The following is a 17670-nucleotide window of genomic DNA, read 5'->3' as shown; positions in this document are numbered from 1 at the left end:
GAGCGCGCCAGCGCTCCAAAAAACACAGGAGTCAACGGTGGGTCAGGTCAGTGCCAGCAGTTCGATCGTCGTAGCGGCGGATCCGCAGCGCACCCTCGAGGCGATCGGCGACTACGAGACGGTTCGTCCGCGCATCCTCTCCTCGCACTACCGCGACTACAAGGTGATCGAGGGCGGTAAGGGCGCGGGCACCGTGGTGGAGTGGACCCTGCAGGCCACCGAGAAGCGGGTGCGCAATGTGCGCGCGAGCGTGACGGTCGCCGATTCGATCCTCACCGAGCGCGACGCCAACTCCACCATGGTCAACACCTGGACCGTCACGCCCGAGGGCACCGGTTCGCGCGTCACCGTGCGCACCACCTGGAAGGGTGCGGGCGGCATCGCGGGCATCTTCGAGGGCATCTTCGCCCCGCTCGGCCTGAAGAAGATCCAGGCCGAGCTGCTGGAGAACCTGAAGCGCGAACTGGCCTGAGTCAGTATTTGCCGATGTCGAAGAGGTTGCCCTCGGGATCGGCAACGGTCACCCACTGCACGCCGTACTGGTCGAAGTCGCCGATGTGCTTGCCGCCCAGGCTGATCGCGCGCTCGAGGGCATCGGCCCACTGCGTCGAGTGGAAGTCCAGGTGCACGGCGTTCTTGCCCGGAGTCCGGTCGGGCACCTGGATGAACATCAGCACCGGCGACATGCCTGTCGACCGGCCGACCTCGGCGAAGAACGGCGAGGCCGCCGGTTCGACGGGCATGTCGAGCAGCTGGGCGTAGAACTCGGCGAGGGCTGCCGCGTTGTGGCAGTCGACGACGACATTGGCGATGGCGAGGGTCATCGGGTTTCTCCTTCGGTGATGGGCCAGCACACTTCGGTGCGGTATTCGGCCGGGTTGTCGGTGTGCTGCGGTCCCACGAGGTAACGCTCGCGGATCGGTTCGTCGGGCAGGGCTTCGTCGTGTTCGGCGACATAGCTGCCGAGGGCGCCGTAGGTGCGGTCGAAGTCGTCGAACGCGCCGGTGTGCACGGCCACGGCGTAGCGGCGGGCGAGCATGTCGGTGAGTTCGAGGCCGGGTGGCGGGATGAGTTTCGTGCCCGTGGGAAGTGGCAGGTAGGCGCTCACCTCGCCCGACTCGTCGGTGAAGAATTCGGTCGAGTAGGTGGCGCCCGCGATTCCGCCCGGTGTCACGCCCGCGGTGAGGACCGTCTGGAACAGCTGCTCGAAGGCGAGCCCGCACCATTGGCCGATGGCGTCGCGGGCGACTCGATCGGTGCGGGTGAGCGCGGTGCACGCCGGCTCGATCCGGTATTCCACCCGCAGCATCGGCGCGGGCACGGTGAGCAGCGCGCGCAACGAGGTGACCACGTCCCTGGTGCGCTGCAGTTCGGCTTCCATCGCACTCAGGTGTGCGCGCAGAGTCTCGTCACGCGTGGTCGGGTCGGGGGCGGCGAGCACCTCACGGATCCGTGGCAACGGCATGGCCAGATCGCGCAGCCTGCGGATGAGGTGCGCCTGCTCGACCTGGTCGACGGAGTAGCGGCGATACCCGGAACCGGGCGCCACCGCGACCGGCTCGAGCAACTCGATCTCGTGGTAGTAGCGCAGCGTCTTGACGCTCAGAAGCGTGAGGCGGGCGAACTCGCCGATCGTCACGGTGGCTGTCATGGAGACAAGCCAACACCCTCCAGTAGCGGGAAGGTCAACGATCAGGCCGGGGCCAGCACGAATGCCGCGATCAGGCCGCCGCCGCGCCACCAGGAATAGCCGAGCCAGACGCCGGGCGTCACCTCTCTGATCTCGTCGTAGACCGGCGAGGGGTAGTTCAGGGCCCAGGCCGGGGCGGCGTCGAGGATCGAGGGTGCCTGGTAGACGTCGGCCGGGAAGGCCTCGAGCCCGGCACCGGTGACCCGGTTCGTCAGCGTGCCGCCGTCGGGTCCGGTGCGGAACACCTTGCCGATCCACACCGACTGCGCGATGCCGTCCAGCCGTTCCGGCCGAACCACCCAGCCGTTCGTGACGCCCATCGGCACCGCGCCCGCGCTCGCGTCGCGGTAGATCTGATCCTGTTGGCCGACGCTGCAGCGGAACCGCAGCGCGTCGATGGTCGCGGCACGATCGCCGGGGTCGAGCACGCAGCCGGCGCCGTAATCGGCGACGGGTGTCGGTGGATCGGCGGCGGCGCCGACCGGGGTGAGAACGAGCAGACTCGCACATAGAGCCGATGTGGTCACCAGACGAGCACGCATGGCATTCATCCGATCTCCTAGGGTTGCTGACCCGTAGCCCGACCTGTATCGATCCTAGGCCGCGCGCAACGCCGAAGGCCAGGCACCACCCTCCGAGCACCCCGACTAGGCTGGGACGTGGACAAGGCCCGAGCCCCCACCCGATGCACCATCCGGTCGTCGGCCGCGGCTCACGGGGCCGAAAACCCGCGGCGCCAGCCGCCAACAACACAGGAGCCTTCGTGCAACCCGGTGATGGTCAGTTCGACATGCAAGCGCTGCTTGCCCAGGCCCAGCAGATGCAGCAGGCCGTAATGCAGGCCCAGGCCGAGCTCGCCGAATCGGAGGTGCAGGGTCAGGCCGGTGGCGGTCTCGTGCAGGCGACTATCAAAGTGAGCGGCGAGATCACCGCGCTCACCATCGATCCCAAGGTCGTGGACCCGTCCGATGTCGACGGTCTGCAGGATCTGGTGATCGGCGCGATCAACGACGCGATGGCCAACGCGCAGCAGCTGGCCGCCGAACGGCTCGGCCCGCTGTCGCAGGGCCTCGGCGGTTCGATGCCCGGACTGCCTGATTTCTGATGTATGAGGGGCCGGTACAGGATCTGATCGACGAGCTGGGCAAGCTGCCCGGCGTCGGTCCGAAAAGCGCGCAGCGCATCGCTTTTCATCTGCTGCAGGTGGAGCCGCCGGAGATCGACCGGTTGCAGGCCGTGCTGCAGAAGGTGCGCGACGGCGTGCAGTTCTGCGTGTCGTGCGGCACCGTCGCCGATGGTGAGCTGTGCCGGATCTGCGCCGACCCCCGCCGCGACCGCACCATGATCTGTGTGGTCGAGGAACCCAAGGATGTGCAGGCGATCGAGCGCACCCGCGAGTTCCGTGGTCGCTACCACGTGCTCGGTGGTGCGCTCGATCCGCTCAGCGGCGTCGGGCCCGACCAGTTGCGGATCCGGGAGCTGTTGACCCGCATCGGCAATCAGGACGACGGTGTCGACGTGAGCGAGGTCATCATCGCGACCGACCCGAACACCGAGGGCGAGGCGACCGCCACCTACCTGGTGCGCATGCTGCGCGATTTCCCCGGGCTCACCGTGACCCGGCTGGCGTCGGGTCTGCCGATGGGTGGCGACCTGGAGTTCGCCGACGAGCTGACGCTCGGTCGCGCGCTGTCGGGTCGACGGGCGCTCTAGAGCTCGACCCGGGTCCAGTCCGCTTCGTCGGCAACGGGTTTGCCGTTGGTCCAGTCCCAGATGATGCGGGCGACCTCGGCATCGTCGCCGAGTTTCGTCCCGAAGTGCCGGTCGGCCGAGCCGTCACGGTATTCGAGGGTGTAGGTGCCGTCGGGGTCGCGGTAGGTCTGGATGTAGCTCTGTTCGCCGCGTTCGACGATCAGGTACGGGTTCGGCGCGGCCAGGCCCGCTACCCAGCGGTGGGCCAATTCCTCGGTGAGGTAAGGGAATTCGCCCGCGCCGCCGTGGGTGACCGCGATCGGGATGTGCCCGTCGGGGTCGATCAGCCACGACAGCTGCGGGTCGTAGACGGCGTAGCCGCGCGGGGTGGCCAGCTCGAACAGCAGATTGCGGACGAAGCCGATCGCGTCGTACGGCGACGGGACGAACAGGGTGTCGCCGGTCGGACCGCTGACGGGACTGCTGAGGAAGCCGTCCTCCTCGGGCAGCGCGCTGTCGCGGGCGTTGAGTTCGGCCGCGATCTCGGCGATGGCGTCGGTCTCGGGCAGACCTTCCTGCGCGGTCAGGTAGGCGTCGACCTCGTCGATGGAGGAGGCCGCGCCCGACGGCAGAAGGATGTGGTCGTAGCTCACCTGGTCAACCCTACGTAGGTGCTCGGACAGAACTCACCGAGGGCGGGAACACTCCGCTCGGGGCGGCGGCGGGGGAGAATCGGGGCCGATGTGCGTGGTGTCGACCGGCGACGATACGGAGGGCCCGTGACCGAGCTCGATGAGGCGCGACTCGCGCCGGGCGTGCGGGCGCAGGTGGCCGAGCAGTTCGCCCGGTACCGGTCCGCGAGCCGGGCCGACGCGCCGTTCGACGAATGCGGCGGGCCGACCCACGGCTACTACGACGAACTGGTCGACGGCCAGGACCGGGTTCGCCCGATGTGGGCCGAACTGTCGGCGGCCTTCGCCGAGCACGGTGTGGCCGGATTGGCCGATATCGATCACCGGGTGCGCAGGCGGATCGAGGACGACGGCGTCACCTACACCGGCCCCGACGGTAGTGCTCGACCGTGGCGGCTCGATCCCATCCCGCTGCTGGTCTCCGCCGACGACTGGACCCGTCTGGAAGCGGGTCTCGTGCAGCGTTCCCGCGTGCTCGACGAGGTGCTCACCGATGTGTACGGCCCGCGCAGGCTGCTCACCTCCGGTGTACTGCCGCCGCAGGTGGTTTTCGGCAGCGCCGGGTATGTGCGCGCCGCGCACGGCATCACCGTGCCCGGCACGCATCAGCTGTTCCTGCACGGCTGCGACATCAGCCGGTTCGGTGACGGTGACTTCCGGGTGCTCGCCGACTGGGCGCAGGCGCCGTCGGGGGCGGGGTACGCGCTGGCCGACCGCCGCGTTGTCGCCTCGGCGATTCCGGAGTCGTTCGAACACGCCGGGCCGCGTCCGCTGAGCCCGTTCGCACGGGCGATGCGGTTGATGCTCGCCGAGGCGGCCCCCGAATCGGCCGACGGCGCGGAACCCGTTGTGGTGGTGCTGAGCCCGGGTGCGCAGTCCGAAACCGCCTTCGATCAGGCCTATCTGGCGCAGACCCTCGGTTTCCCGCTGGTTGAGAGCGCGGATCTGGTCGTGCGCGACGGTGCCCTGTGGATGCGGTCGCTCGGCAGTCTCGAACGGGTCGATGTGGTGTTGCGGCGCGTCGACGCGGAGTTCGCCGATCCGCTCGACCTGCGTCCCGATTCGCGGCTCGGGGTGGTGGGGTTGGTCGAGGTGTTGCGGCGCGGAGCGGTGACGGTGGTCAACACCCTCGGTAGCGGGTTGCTCGAATCACCCGCGTTGAGCGTCTGCCTGCCACGGATCGCGCGCACGGTACTCGGTGAGGAGCTGCTGCTCGACGGGGTGCAGTCGTACTGGGGCGAGGTGGAAACTGAACGCGCCCATCTGGTTTCACATGTCGGTGAACTGGTGATTCGTTCGGCCGTCGATGGGACGACCATCTTCGGGCCGAATCTCGCCGCCGCCGAACGCACGGAACTCGCGGCACGGATCGAGGCCGAGACGTGGCGGTGGGTCGGTCAGGAACCCGCCGAATTCTCCGTCGCGCCGTCGGTGCAGGAGCGGTCGGGGCTGGCGCCCGCGCCGGTGGGGATGCGGTTGTTCTCGCTGGCTCGGCGCGGTGGGTACACGGCGATGGCCGGTGGTCTCGGTCAGCAGTGGTTGCGGCGCGAACCGGGGCACGTCGCGATCAAGGTGGCGGCCAAGGATGTCTGGGTGCGGGCGGCTCCGGCTGCCGCACCCGCCGCAGCCGATCTCCCGCACGAGGACCGCACGCGCCGCTCCGCGCCGGTGGTGGAGGCGGTGAGTTCCCCGCGCGTCCTCAACGACCTGTTCTGGATGGGTCGCTACGGCGAACGAGCCGAATCGGTGGTCCGGCTGCTCGCCGCGACCCACGATGTCTACCAGGACTATCGCTACCGCCCGTGGATGGAAGGCGGTGCGGCCCTGCCGGTTCTGCTCCGGGCATTGGCAACGACAACGAGCACCGACCACCCCGTGCTCGCGGAGGTAGACGGGTCCGCCGAGCCATCGGCTGAGGCGTCCGCCGATGGTGCGGACTCGCGGGAGGCGGCGGCCGGTGAGAACTCGGAGGCCGGGGCAGCTGCCGATGGAGTCGGCGTGCGCTTGCCGGATGCGGGTGAGCGCGTGGTCGGTGCGTCGGCGGAGGGGTTCAGGTATCTGGCGGCATTGACCGGGGACCGGCAGTCGGCGGGATCGTTGGCGTATGCGATCGAGCACTACGGGGCGGCGGCCAGGGCTGTGCGCGACCAGGTTTCGGGGGATACCTGGATGATTCTCGGTGCCGTGGATCGGGCGCTGGCCGAGTTCCGCGGCGCGGAGGGCGAGACGGCGATGTCGGCGGTGCATTCGTCGACGCTCGCGGGTCTGCTCGCGTTGTCGGGTATCGGGGCGGAATCCCTTGTGCGCGACACGGGTTGGCAGGTGATGGAGATCGGCAAGCGGATCGAGCGTGGTCTCGGGCTGGTGTCGCTGCTCGAATCGACTCTCGCGCGGGAACATTCATCGGAGGCGGAGCAGGTGTTGTTCGACGCGGTGCTCGCCGCCACGGAGTCGGCGGTGATGTACCGGCGCAGGCATCGCGGGGCACCGCAGATCGCCGCGCTGGCGGGACTGCTGCTGTTCGACGCGGCCAACCCCCGCTCGCTGGTGTACCAACTCGACCGGCTCGAAGCCGGGTTCCAGGCGCTGCCGGGCAGTTCCGGGACGTCTCGTTCACAACGACTGCTCGCCGACGCGCAACGCATGGTGCGGCGGGTGGATCCGGCCGATCTCGAGCAGGCCGACGACGGTGTGCGCACCGAGCTGGTGGAACTTCTGGAAGGGGTGCACCTGCGGTTGCGCAAGCTGTCCGAATCCTTCGAGACAACCAAACTCACTGTCCCGCAGGGTTTCCAACCGTTGTGGGGCACCACGAGGACTGTCGGATGAGCACCTACCGCGTGCTGCACCGCACCACCTACGCCTACTCCGGTGAGGTGAGCAGCTCCTACGGACGCGCCTACCTCACGCCGCGCGAGTTCCCCGGCCAGCGGTTGCTCGCCCACGACATCCACATCGATCCCGGCCCATCGGACCGATCCGCAGGCCCTGACGTCTACGGCAACCCGACCACGTATTTCCATGTGACACAGGAACATCGCCAGCTCGTGGTGACCGCCGAATCGCTCGTCGAAGTCGATCAACCCCCGCCGCCGGACGCCGATCTCCCCTGGGAACAGGCCCGTCCGACCGCGAACACCGGCCCCCTCGCCGTCGAATTCACCCTCGACCTGACCCCACCCGAAATCACACCCGACGTCAAAGCCTATGCCGCACAGAGCTTCACCCCGGGCCGTCCACTCCTGGACGCGATCACCGAACTCAACTCCCGCATCCACCACGACTTCCACTACCGCACCGGCTCGACAACGGTGAGCACCAGCGTCGCCGACGTCTTCACCGCCCGCGAAGGCGTCTGCCAGGACTTCGCCCGCCTCGCCGCCGCCTGCCTACGCTCCCACGGCCTGGCCGCCCGCTACGTCTCCGGCTACCTGGCCACCGAGCCACCCCCCGGCCGCGAACGCATGATCGGCGCCGACGCCACCCACGCCTGGACCGCCGTCTGGCTCCCCACCCCCACCACCTGGCTCCCCTTCGACCCCACCAACAACCAACTCCCCGACGACCGCTACACCACCCTCGCCTGGGGCCGCGACTACCAAGACGTGGCCCCCCTCCGCGGAATCATCTACACCGAAGCCGCCACCTCGACCATCGACGTCTCCGTAGACGTCGCCCCGGTCGGCTGACGGTAGTGCAGTACGAGGTGTCCGCGCTGCGGTGTTGATTCAGGCGCGGAGGCGTTCGCGGCGGAGGCGGTCGACTACCGGGAGGTCGAGGGGGGTGAGGGCGGTTGGGGAGATGCCGAGGGCTCGGGCGATGAGGTAGTCGGCGAGTTCGGGGTTGCGGGCCAGGGCGGGGCCGTGCAGGTAGGTGCCGAGGACCGAGCCCTGGACGACGCCTTCGGTGCCGTCGCCGACGCCGTTGCCGACACCGCGGGTGACGCGGGCGAGGGGTTTCGCATCGGGGCCGAGAGTTGTTCCGCCACGATGGTTTTCGAATCCGGTGAGCGGAGCGGAGAGTCCTTCGAGCAAGGGGGTGGTGGTCACCTCACCGATGGCGCGGGTGTCCTGGGGCGAGGTGGTGACATCGAAAAGGCTCACACCGTCGACCTTTTCGCCCGCCGAGGTCTCGTACCAGTTGCCGAGCACCTGGATGGCGGCGCAGATGGCAAGCACGGGAGCACCTTTGGCCGCCGCCTGCTGCAGGCCGGGGTAGCGCTGGAGGTGACGGGTCGCCAGGCGCTGGGCGGAATCCTCCGCACCGCCGAGGGTGTAGATGTCGAACGAATCGGGGACCGGGTCGGCGAGGGTGATCTCCACGATCTCGGCGTCGTACCCGCGCATCCGCAACCGCTGACGCAGCACGAGCGCGTTGCCGCCGTCGCCGTAGGTACCCATCACATCGGGCAGCACCAGCCCGATACGCACAGTGGACTCGCTCATTTGCGGGCCTCCAGATCACGATTCAGATCGCGGAACGCGGTGTAGTTGGCCAGCACCTCGACATGCCCGGCGGGGCACGACGCGATGGCGCGCACCGGATCGGGCACCAGCGTGTGCTCCACACCGGCATAGGTCAGGCGGACGGCCAGGTCGGTGGCCCGCTCACCGGCGGCGACCACCTGCACCCCTTCGAAGTGCTCGAACCGCACATCCCACAGCCACGACAGATCCTCACCGTCGGGCACCTGCCCGTTCACGGCGATCACCAGCCCGGCCGAGGACGGCTCGATCATCGACAGCGCCTCCTGCCAGCCCGCCGGGTTCTTGGCGAGCAGCAGCCGCGCGTCGTGTTCGCCGACGGTGACGGTGCGGTAGCGGCCGGCGATCTCACGCACGGTGCCGGTGGCATCGGTGGCCTTGGTCGCGTCGGCGCCGAGCGCGACGGCAGCGGCAACGGCCTGGGCCGCGTTGCCGCGGTTGGCCCGGCCGGGCAGGGCAAGGTGCAGAGGCGCACGGAAACCGTCGGGACCGCACAGCTGTTCGCCGTCGAGCCACCAATCCGGTTGCGGGCGATGGAAATCGGTGCCGGTGGAACGCCAGTTCTCACCCTCCCAGACGATGGGTTCACCGCTGCGCGGGCAACTGGTCGCGTCGACGGCCCAGCCGCTGCCCGCGGCGACCCACACCACATTGGGATGGTCGTAGGCGATCGACGCGACGAGCACGTCGTCGCAGTTGGCGATCACCACGGCATCGGGATGACGTTGCAGCCCGGCGCGCAGTTTGCGTTCGATCATGTTGATCTCGCCGACCCGGTCCAGCTGGTCGCGGCTGAGGTTCAGCAGCACGACGGCGGCGGGGTCGAGCGCGTCGCACACGTGCGGCAGATGCAGCTCGTCGACCTCGATCGCGGCCAGCGCCACCCCGGGGTGCTGGCTGAGCGCCGCGACGATGCCGGCGTCCATATTGGCGCCGTCGGCCTGGGTGGCGACCTGACCGAGGCTGCCCAGCGCGGCGGTCGTCATCCTGGTTGTCGTCGATTTGCCGTTGGTGCCGGTGATGAGCACCGTCCGGCGGTCGCGACCCAGCTGAGTCATGATCGTCGGATCGATTTTCAGCGCAATCAGGCCGCCGATCATCGAACCCTTGCCGCGGCCCGCCTTCTGCGAAGCCCACGACGCTGCCGCCGCCGCTCGCAAGGCCAGGCGCCCACGCACCGAGATGTCTGCCACGACGCGAGTCTATGTGCGCGGTGTTACGGCTGACTTTCGGGAGCGGTGTGAGCTGCGTCCAGTCGCGTTCACAGGGGCACGTCGAACAGGTTGGGCAGGCCCTTGGCGTAGCGGTCAATGTCGATCACGCGCAGCGGTTCGAGGCCGGGGGTGCGGCGCAGGTGGAACACCTCGCAGCGCGGCGCCGCCGAACCGGCCACCTCGAGCAGGGCGTTCACCGCTGCGCGGGCGGACTCGTTGGCACCCTCCATCGTCGCCAGGTCCACATCGGTGCGGACGTAATCGCCTGCGAGGAACAGATTTTCGATGGGACCGTGCGGTTCGGGGCGGTGGTCCCAGGAGCCGGCGGTGTTGATGAGCAGCGGGTCGGCATTGGCATTGCGACCGCCCTGCCAGGAGATTCCCGGGTCGAGGAACCACGAATGCACCTCGGCGGGACGCAAAAGCTGCTCGCGATCGTTGAGGTGTTCGCTCAGCTGCGCCCACACCTCGCGGAAGATCTCCTCGTGCGTGCACTCGGTGGCCGGTTTGCCGTAGAGGACGCCGGGGGTGTGCCAATCGGAGATGTCGACCGACAGGCAGTCGGCCACCGAACCGTCGCCGAAGGTGGGCAGCTTGCGTGTCCACAACTGGTTCTGGCTGATCGAGGTGAGCGACCACGGCGAATCCACGTACGCCGCGTGACCACGCGAAATGCGCAGCGGCGCGCGGAAATAGATCTGTATGCCGTTCATCCAGTCGACGTGCAGCCGGTCCATCGCCGCGTACTGCGGCGCCAGCTCCAGCACCTCGGCCGACCACAGGGTCCGTGCGTGTTCGACGGGCAGCGCGACAACGAAGTAGTCGGCATCGACCTCGCCGACCCCCGCCACCCGCGCCGCGGCGATGCGCCGATCGCGCACGACGAGCTCTTCCACTCGCGCGTCCAGCTCGAAGCGCACACCCAGCCCGCGCAGATGCGCCACCCACGGGTCGATCCAGGCGGTATTGGTCGCATTGTTGAGCACCCGGTCGAGCCCACCGTCGTTGCCGATGCCCAACGGGTTGCCGAGGAACTGCTCACCCATGCTGCCGATGGTTCTCGTGCTGGCCAGGTCTTCCTTGGCGGCCACCATGATGCTGGTGAGCGTGCGGGCCACGATGGCGCGGAACTCGCGCGAGCGCGTGTGCCCCTGCACGAAATCACGCCACGAGGTGTGCTCCCACTGCCCGAATCGGCGGGCCTGGCAGCTGCTGTTGAACACCAGCAGCCGGTTGGCGAAATAGGCGGCCTCGTCGGCTGGCATTTTCGAGGTGGTGGTGATCGTCGCGGTGAGCGTTTCGCGGACCGCGTCGGCGGTGGTCACGGGCAGGCCCGTGCCGGGCAGGGCGAGCGAGATGTCGTCGCCGCCGCGCCGGGAGAACCGCGCCTCGGGCACGGCGATCAGGTTGTTCCACACCCCATCGGCATTGCCGCGCACCGGGATTCGGCGCATCGTGTCGGGCAGGTTCCGGTAGAAACCGGGGAAGAAACGGAAGCCGTGCTCACCGGGCAGGTCGGGGCGGCCGTCGCGCCCGGTGCCGGGAACGGCGATGCTGCGCGCCTTGCCGCCGAGTGCCCGCGCCTCGTAGACCGTCACCTCGAAACCGCGCTCGGCGAGTTCGTGGGCCGCCGTCAACCCGGCTACACCGCCGCCGAGCACCGCGACCCGGCGTCCGGGTGGAGCGGCCTTCGCGGGCACTCCTGTCACGGCCCCCGCCGCTACCACCCCCGCTGCGACCGTGCCGTGCAGAAAATTCCTGCGCGATACGGGCCACCGCTGTTCCGCCATACGCTGTTCAGCTGCCTTGCTCGAGTATTGCCTGCTATTTGCCACCACTCTAGAGCGCGGCGAAGACCTGGCTATATCGACCTGTGCGCAGTTCGCCGAGCTCGAAACCGACCGGTCACATGCTAGCGACCACCGGCCGGTCGCGGCGGCGATTCGGCAATCGGGTCCGGCCGTTCACCGGCGAACCGGGTGGGTGGCGGATGTGCGACAATGCCGCAGTGCGTGGGAATTGGTGGGGGCGCCGGCGGGCGCACAACGTAGTCACACGGGTTGTTCTCGTCGCGGGGATCGTCGGCTGTTCGGTGAGTATCGGTACGCCGACCGCCGCCGCGGCCCGGCCGCCCGCCATCGACGCCTCGGCCCTGCCGGGCGACGGGGCGCCCAAGCCGTACACCGAGGTCGAAGCGGCGAACCCGTGCACGAGCACGCGGACCAGCCCGTCGACCTCCACCCCACCGGCCCAGAAATTCCTCGGTCTCGAACCGGCCTGGCAGTTCAGCCGTGGCGCGGGACAGACCGTCGCGGTGATCGATACCGGCGTCGCGCGCCATCCGCGGTTGCCGAACATCATCGGCGGCGGTGACTATGTCGCCGACAGCGACGGCACCGTCGACTGCGATGCTCACGGCACCTTCGTGGCGGGCATCATCGCCGGTCAACCGTCCTCGACGGACGGCTTCTCCGGTGTCGCACCGGAGGCGCAGATCATCGGGATCAGGCAGTCGTCGAGCGCGTACCGGCCCAAGGGCCGCGAGGTCGACCCGAACGACCCCAAGAACGGCGGCGGCGTCGGCAATGTGTCGAGCCTGTCGGAGGCCGTGGTGCACGCGGCCAACATGGGCGCCACCGTCATCAACATCTCCGAAGTCGCGTGCGGCTCACCGACGATGAACGACCGCAAGCTCGGTGCGGCCGTCGCGTACGCGGCGACGGTGAAGGACGCGGTCATCATCGCCTCGGCCGGCAACAGCGACAACAAGGCCTGCACCGGCAATCCGGGGATCAACCCGCTGAAACCCGGTGCGGACCCGTGGGATTCGCTGGCTACCGCTGTGACTCCCGCCTGGTACGACGAGTACGTGCTGTCGGTCGGCTCGGTCGACCTCAACGGGCAGCCCTCGTCGTTCACCGTGCCCGGCCCGTGGGTCGGGGTGTCGGCGCCCGGTGAGCAGATCGTGTCGCTGGATCCCAACAGCGGTGGGCTCGCCTACGCGACCGTCACCAACCAGGGCGACAGCAATATCGCGGGTACCTCGTTCGCCGCACCGTATGTCGCCGGGGTGGCCGCGCTGGTGCGTGCCCGGTTCCCGCACCTGACCGCCGCCCAGGTGATTCATCGCATCCAAGCGACCACCCACTCCACCCCGGAGGGCTGGAACCCCTACGGCGGGTTCGGCACCATCGACCCCGTCGCCGCGCTCACCCACGACGTCGACACCACGACCCCGCTGGTGAAGAAGCCGTCGAGCGCGGAGGGACGCCAGGTGCAGCTGGCCGTGCCACCGACCCCGGCCGCCCCCGACAACACCGCGCGGAATGTGGCGTTGATCGGGCTGGGCGTCGTGGTGGTGCTGTGTGTGCTCGGCTATCTCGCCTCGTTCCCGATCGTGCGTGCGCTCGGCGGGCGCAGGGACTGACCGACCGCGGCATCGACCGGGAGCGGTTGCGGACTGCTGGTCGGCGCCGGAAGGGCCTTGGCGGTGGTCGCCGCGAAGGCTCCCGCGATGACGATCACGCCACCGAAAAGTGCTGCGGCCGTAGGTTGTTCGTCCAGCACGAGCCACGCCGCGGCGATGCCGACGACCGGGACGAGCAGCGACAGCGGGGCCACGGTACCGGCCGGATAGCGGCTCATCAGGTACGTCCACAGTCCGGAACCGCAGACGGTGGCCAGGATCGCGATGTAGGCCACCGCGACCAGCGCGGGCGGGCCGGTTTCAGTGGCGAAGGCCGAGCCGAGCGCCGCGAAACCGGTCGTCGGGCCCTCGACGGCCATCGACAGGGCGAGCAGCGGCAGCACCGGCACCACCGACATCCACAGGGTCAGATGCAGTGGGTCGAAGCCGGGGGAGTCGGCACCTGCCTTACGGGCGCCGATATTGCCGAACGCCCAGCCGAGACCGCCCGCGAGGGTGAGCAGGACCGGGAGCAGGGTGGCATGAGCCATGCGGTCCGCACCGATGACCGTCATCCCGAGCACGGCCACCACCAGGCCCGCGATCTGCACCGGCCGCAACCGTTCGCGCAGCAGCACCGCGCCGAGCACGACGGTGAACGGCGCCGAGGACTGCAGGACCAGTGAGGCCAGGCCGGTCGGCATGCCGAGGTGCATGGCGGTGAACAGGAACGCGAACTGCGCGATGCCGAAACCGGCGCCGTAGAGCAGCAGCCAGCGTGTCGGCACGGCCGGGCGCGGAATGAACACGAGCACCGGCAGCGCGATGACGGCGAAGCGCAGGGCGGCGAAGAAGAACGGCGGGAAGTGGTCGAGGCCGATGCGGATGGCCAGGAAGTTCAGGCCCCACAGGACGACGACGGTCAGGCCGAGCAGGCGGTCACGGGTGGTCACGTGATCTATCGTGCGGTCGGCTAATCATCAGGACAATCGAATTAAACTGGACGAATGAAGTAGGTTTACTTCATGTTTTCGGTCGACCGGTTGCGGATTCTGCGAGAACTCGCCGAGCGCGGCACCGTCGCCGCGGTGGCCGAGGCGCTGTCGATGACACCCTCGGCGGTGTCGCAGCAATTGAAGGTGCTCGCCCGGGAAGCGGGCGTCGCCCTGCTCGAGCCGGACGGCAGGCGGGTGCGGCTCACCGACGCCGGGCAGGCTCTCGTGCTCCGCGCGGACGACGTGCTCGCCGCCATGGACCGGGCCGTGGCCGAGATGGCCCACTATCGCGGGTCGCCGCGTGGTCAGGTGCGGGTGGCGTCGTTCCCGTCCGGTGCCGCCCTGCTGCTGCCGCCGGTGCTCACCGCACTCGCCGACAGCGGTGTGGAACTCGTCGCGGGCGACGAGGATCTGCCGCCGAGCGAAGCGTGGAAGCTGCTCGCCGACTACGACATCGTGCTCACCCACCGCGACGAACGCGCACCCTCGCTGGCCGGACCACGACTCGCCGCGCGGGTACTCATGCGCGAACCGATCGATGTGGTCGTCGCGGCGGATCACCCTCTGGCGAACCGTGATTCGGTGCGGCCCGAGGAACTGGCCGACGAGACCTGGGTGAGTGTGCGCGGCGGTTTCCCGGTCGACGACGTGCTCAACTCCATTGCCACCGTCACCGGGGTGCGACCACGGATCGCGCAGCGGCTCAACGAGTTCCGGGTGATCGAGACCGTGGTCGCCTCGGGCTACGGCGTCGCGCTGATGCCACGATTCGCCGTCGCCCACCCGGACCTGACGGTGCTGCGGCTCGACGGGGTGCGGGCGGCGCGGGTGTACGAGATCGTCACCCGGCCGCAGGCACATCGCCGTCCGGCGATCGCCACGGTGCTCGCGGCTTTCGAGGCAGCCGCAGCGGACGTGCTGACTCGCTGAGGCCGGCCGACTCGACAGTCGCGCACCGAACTGGCCTGCGCGGTGCGACGGCCGACGTGGCGAGGCCACGCCGGCCGACTACGTCAGAACTGACCGTGCTGGTACTGGCCCGGCTGGAACTGCCCGGTCTGGAACTGGGCCTGCATACCCGGCTGGAACTGCTGCTGACCGTGGTAGCCGAAATCGTCGGCGACCATCGCGGCCAGCTCCAGCAGGGCGCGCCGGGTCGGCTTGCTCACCAGCTCGAGGTCGATCTCGGCGCCCTCGGCCAGGTGGTCGTCGAACGGGACGACCTGCACCGCGCGGGTGCGGTCGAGGAACAGCTTGCGCAGCTGGTCCAGGTCGACCGTCGAGGCGCCGCGCCGCGACGCGTTCACCACCACGACGGTGCGCTCGACCAGCTTGGAGTAACCGTGGTGGTCGAGCCAGTCCAGCGTCGCCGACGCACTGCGCGCACCGTCGATCGCGGGCGAGGTGACCAGCACCAGCGAGCTCGCCATATCCAGCACACCGGCCATCGCCGAGTGCATCAGACCCGTGCCGCAGTCGGTGAGGATGATGTTGTAGAACGACTGCAGGATGCCGATCGCCTTGCGGTAATCGGCCTCGCTGAACGCCTCCGACACGGCCGGGTCCTGCTCGGAGGCAAGCACTTCCAGCCGGCTCGGCGCCTGCGAGGTGTGCGCACGCACATCCGAGTAGCGGGTGATGCTCTGGTCCTCGAGCAGGTTGCGCACCGTCGAACGGGTCTGGCGCGGAACCCGGTGGGCAAGGGTGCCGAGGTCGGGGTTGGCGTCGATGGCGATCACGCGGTCACCACGCTGGGACGCGAAGGTGGAACCGAGGCCGACGGTGGTCGTCGTCTTACCGACACCACCCTTGAGCGAGAGGATCGCGATCCGGTAATCGCCGCGCACCGGCTGATTCACGCGCTCGACGAGATCGCGATGCACCACATCGGCCGCCGACTCACCCGGATTGATGACACCACCGGACACCTTGTGCACGGCCTTGCGCCACCCGCTGCGCGGCGACTTACGCGCCCGCTTAAGCAGATTCAGATCGTTGACCGAATGCCCCGGCTGCCCGGGCTGCGTCATGTGCTGCGGCTGGAACGGCTGCTGCTGCGGTGCACCCCACTGCTGCCCCGGCGCTCCCATCGGCGCGCCACCGGGGAACTGCCCCTGCGGCTGCATCGGCTGCCCACCGAATTCACCCGGCTGCGGTTGTCCCGGTTGCCCGAACTCGCCAGGTTGCGGTTGACCCGGCATCTGGCCCGGCTGCCCGAATTCACCGGACGGCATCTGGCCCGGCTGGCCGAACTCACCAGGCGGCGGACCCGGCGGCATCCCACCCTGCATGGGCGGCTGGTACATCAGCGGGGGCGGCGGCGCCCAGCTGTAGATCGGCTCCGACTGCGGGCCCTGCGGCGCGACCGGTTCCTGTCCCGGGAACTGCGGCTGCTCCTGGCCCGGGAACTGCTGCCCCGGGAACTGCGGCTGCTCGAACCCGGCCTGCGGTTCCTGGCCCGGATGCTGCGGCGGCGCACCGGGATACGGCTGCTCACCCGTCGGGTACTGGCCCGGCTGACCGGGCCACGGCTGCTGCTCCGGCCCGTTCGCCACCGGGTGCGCGCCACCGCTCTGATACGGGTCGGGCACCGAAAACGTGTTCTGCGCAAAAGGTCCGGGCACGAACCCGCCCGGCTGGAAAACAGTCTGCTCGGAGATCCCGACCTCCGCCTCGGCAGGCGGCTGCTCATCGGGCTTGTCGGTGCTCTCGGCCGCCGGTTCGGCAGCGGCCTCGACGGCTTCGTTCTCGTCGTCGCGCACCGTCTGCACCCCGGAGGGACCGGACGCAGCGTCGGCCGTATCAGCCGACGGACTCTGCAGCCAGGGCGGAGAAGTCGGATTATGGTCGTTGTCGGTCACAGTTCCCCCACTTGCTCGATCTGTTCGAGCAGGAAGCTCGGTGCTGAATGTGCACCAAAACGCTAGCACGCGGCTAATCTTCGCGCGCTAGTGGCAGCAGGCCGACGGACAGTAGTGACGGTGCATGAGCCCAGCTCAGCGAAGGTCTCGAACGGGATCTGCCGGAAGTTGTACACAGGGCCCCAGTTATCCACAGTTCGGTGAGCCACGACCCCGACCGCCCCGCCCGAACGAGACCCCCACCCATCCCGCCACCCGCCGCATTGCCAACCGCACAGCACTACTCGAATCCGTCACTTACCGCACTCCAGCCCGCACGGCACTACTCGAGCCTGTCCCTTACCGCACTCCAGCCCACACCGCAGCACTCGAGCCCATCACTTACCGCACTGCCAGCCGCACGGCACTACTTAAGTCCGCCACCTACCGCACTGCCAGCCGCACGGCACCACTTAAGCCCGCCACCTTCCGCACTCCCAGCCACACGGCGCCACTCCAGTCCGCCATGACCGCATTCCCAGCCCCGCACGACCCGACCTCGAGGAGGGTCCGCCGCGAAGCGGCGCAGCGGCCCGGCCGCGCGAACAGCGCTCGAAGCGCATGCGCCGCAGGCGCGAGTCTCGAGCGCGGTTCGCG

16 protein-coding genes are annotated in these 17670 nt (G+C 69.0%); 7 read left to right on the top strand and 9 right to left on the bottom strand.

Features of this window, described 5'->3' with window-relative positions:
- The first annotated feature begins 37 nt into the window (after positions 1–37).
- Positions 38–472: an SRPBCC family protein gene (locus LDL21_RS19145; RefSeq protein ID WP_225281211.1), complete on the top strand. Its 435-nt coding sequence runs from the start codon at positions 38–40 to the stop codon at positions 470–472.
- 1 nt (position 473) lies between these two features.
- Here LDL21_RS19145 and LDL21_RS19140 read toward each other — a convergent pair whose 3' ends face one another.
- From LDL21_RS19140 to LDL21_RS19130, 3 genes are read right to left on the bottom strand one after another with little or no spacing between them, the layout of a single operon-like run.
- Positions 474–824, bottom strand: a complete 351-nt coding sequence (locus LDL21_RS19140) for a VOC family protein (protein ID WP_225281210.1) — start codon at positions 822–824, stop codon at positions 474–476.
- The gene (locus tag LDL21_RS19135) at positions 821–1651 is read right to left on the bottom strand and encodes a MerR family transcriptional regulator (protein ID WP_225281209.1); all 831 of its coding nucleotides are present in this window, start codon (positions 1649–1651) and stop codon (positions 821–823) included. The genes LDL21_RS19140 and LDL21_RS19135 overlap by 4 nt, the downstream gene beginning before the upstream one ends.
- A gap of 41 nt (positions 1652–1692) precedes the next feature.
- Entirely contained in the window at positions 1693–2241 is a 549-nt protein-coding gene (locus LDL21_RS19130) for a hypothetical protein (protein ID WP_225281208.1), read from the bottom strand.
- A 239-nt stretch (positions 2242–2480) separates the two neighbouring features.
- On the opposite strand from LDL21_RS19130, the gene LDL21_RS19125 reads away from it, so the two are divergent.
- Together LDL21_RS19125 and recR are read left to right on the top strand one after the other, a co-directional pair.
- Positions 2481–2795: a YbaB/EbfC family nucleoid-associated protein gene (locus LDL21_RS19125; RefSeq protein ID WP_210740525.1), complete on the top strand. Its 315-nt coding sequence runs from the start codon at positions 2481–2483 to the stop codon at positions 2793–2795.
- The gene (recR, locus tag LDL21_RS19120) at positions 2795–3403 is read left to right on the top strand and encodes a recombination mediator RecR (RefSeq protein ID WP_067640390.1); all 609 of its coding nucleotides are present in this window, start codon (positions 2795–2797) and stop codon (positions 3401–3403) included. The genes LDL21_RS19125 and recR overlap by 1 nt, the downstream gene beginning before the upstream one ends.
- On the opposite strand, the gene LDL21_RS19115 is transcribed toward recR, so the two are convergent.
- Entirely contained in the window at positions 3400–4035 is a 636-nt protein-coding gene (locus LDL21_RS19115) for a hypothetical protein (protein ID WP_225281207.1), read from the bottom strand. The genes recR and LDL21_RS19115 overlap by 4 nt on opposite strands.
- Positions 4036–4161: 126 nt before the next feature.
- Between LDL21_RS19115 and LDL21_RS19110 the strand changes: the two genes are divergently transcribed.
- Entirely contained in the window at positions 4162–6903 is a 2742-nt protein-coding gene (locus LDL21_RS19110; RefSeq protein ID WP_225281206.1) for a circularly permuted type 2 ATP-grasp protein, read from the top strand.
- Positions 6900–7763 (top strand): transglutaminase family protein, encoded by an 864-nt coding sequence (locus LDL21_RS19105; protein ID WP_225281205.1) that lies wholly within the window; start codon positions 6900–6902, stop codon positions 7761–7763. The genes LDL21_RS19110 and LDL21_RS19105 overlap by 4 nt, the downstream gene beginning before the upstream one ends.
- A gap of 39 nt (positions 7764–7802) precedes the next feature.
- On the opposite strand, the gene LDL21_RS19100 is transcribed toward LDL21_RS19105, so the two are convergent.
- From LDL21_RS19100 to LDL21_RS19090, 3 genes are all read right to left on the bottom strand, one after another.
- Positions 7803–8519: a type 1 glutamine amidotransferase gene (locus tag LDL21_RS19100; protein ID WP_225281204.1), complete on the bottom strand. Its 717-nt coding sequence runs from the start codon at positions 8517–8519 to the stop codon at positions 7803–7805.
- The gene (locus LDL21_RS19095; RefSeq protein ID WP_225281203.1) at positions 8516–9751 is read right to left on the bottom strand and encodes a Mur ligase family protein; all 1236 of its coding nucleotides are present in this window, start codon (positions 9749–9751) and stop codon (positions 8516–8518) included. The genes LDL21_RS19100 and LDL21_RS19095 overlap by 4 nt, the downstream gene beginning before the upstream one ends.
- A gap of 68 nt (positions 9752–9819) precedes the next feature.
- Positions 9820–11481, bottom strand: coding sequence for a hydroxysqualene dehydroxylase (locus LDL21_RS19090; protein WP_225281202.1), 1662 nt, complete (start codon positions 11479–11481; stop codon positions 9820–9822).
- 383 nt (positions 11482–11864) lie between these two features.
- On the opposite strand from LDL21_RS19090, the gene mycP reads away from it, so the two are divergent.
- Positions 11865–13199: a type VII secretion-associated serine protease mycosin gene (mycP, locus tag LDL21_RS19085; RefSeq protein WP_225281201.1), complete on the top strand. Its 1335-nt coding sequence runs from the start codon at positions 11865–11867 to the stop codon at positions 13197–13199.
- Here mycP and LDL21_RS19080 read toward each other — a convergent pair.
- A complete protein-coding gene (locus LDL21_RS19080) occupies positions 13148–14131 on the bottom strand; it encodes an EamA family transporter (protein ID WP_225281200.1) in 984 nt (327 codons plus the stop codon). The two genes, mycP and LDL21_RS19080, sit on opposite strands and share 52 nt — an antisense overlap.
- A gap of 72 nt (positions 14132–14203) precedes the next feature.
- Between LDL21_RS19080 and LDL21_RS19075 the strand changes: the two genes are divergently transcribed.
- Positions 14204–15103 (top strand): LysR family transcriptional regulator, encoded by a 900-nt coding sequence (locus tag LDL21_RS19075; RefSeq protein WP_225281199.1) that lies wholly within the window; start codon positions 14204–14206, stop codon positions 15101–15103.
- Between the two features lie 83 nt (positions 15104–15186).
- Here the strand turns inward: LDL21_RS19075 and LDL21_RS19070 are convergent, their stop codons facing one another.
- Positions 15187–16944, bottom strand: a complete 1758-nt coding sequence (locus tag LDL21_RS19070; RefSeq protein ID WP_225281458.1) for a MinD/ParA family ATP-binding protein — start codon at positions 16942–16944, stop codon at positions 15187–15189.
- Positions 16945–17670: the final 726 nt, after the last annotated feature.

The organism is Nocardia rosealba (assembly GCF_020216065.1).
Classification (GTDB): domain Bacteria; phylum Actinomycetota; class Actinomycetes; order Mycobacteriales; family Mycobacteriaceae; genus Nocardia; species Nocardia rosealba.
The sequence above is the reverse complement of the archived record's forward strand: the minus strand, read 5'-3'. Positions and strand labels throughout refer to the sequence as shown.

Excerpts from the sequence above, each read along its gene's own strand:
- LDL21_RS19140 (WP_225281210.1), bottom strand. The coding sequence starts at position 824 with ATGACCCTCGCCATCGCCAATGTCGTCGTCGACTGCCACAACGCGGCA.
- LDL21_RS19135 (WP_225281209.1), bottom strand. The coding sequence starts at position 1,651 with ATGACAGCCACCGTGACGATCGGCGAGTTCGCCCGCCTCACGCTTCTG.
- LDL21_RS19130 (WP_225281208.1), bottom strand. The coding sequence starts at position 2,241 with ATGAATGCCATGCGTGCTCGTCTGGTGACCACATCGGCTCTATGTGCG.
- LDL21_RS19125 (WP_210740525.1), top strand. The coding sequence starts at position 2,481 with ATGCAAGCGCTGCTTGCCCAGGCCCAGCAGATGCAGCAGGCCGTAATG.
- recR (WP_067640390.1), top strand. The coding sequence starts at position 2,795 with ATGTATGAGGGGCCGGTACAGGATCTGATCGACGAGCTGGGCAAGCTG.
- LDL21_RS19105 (WP_225281205.1), top strand. The coding sequence starts at position 6,900 with ATGAGCACCTACCGCGTGCTGCACCGCACCACCTACGCCTACTCCGGT.
- LDL21_RS19100 (WP_225281204.1), bottom strand. The coding sequence starts at position 8,519 with ATGAGCGAGTCCACTGTGCGTATCGGGCTGGTGCTGCCCGATGTGATG.
- LDL21_RS19075 (WP_225281199.1), top strand. The coding sequence starts at position 14,204 with ATGTTTTCGGTCGACCGGTTGCGGATTCTGCGAGAACTCGCCGAGCGC.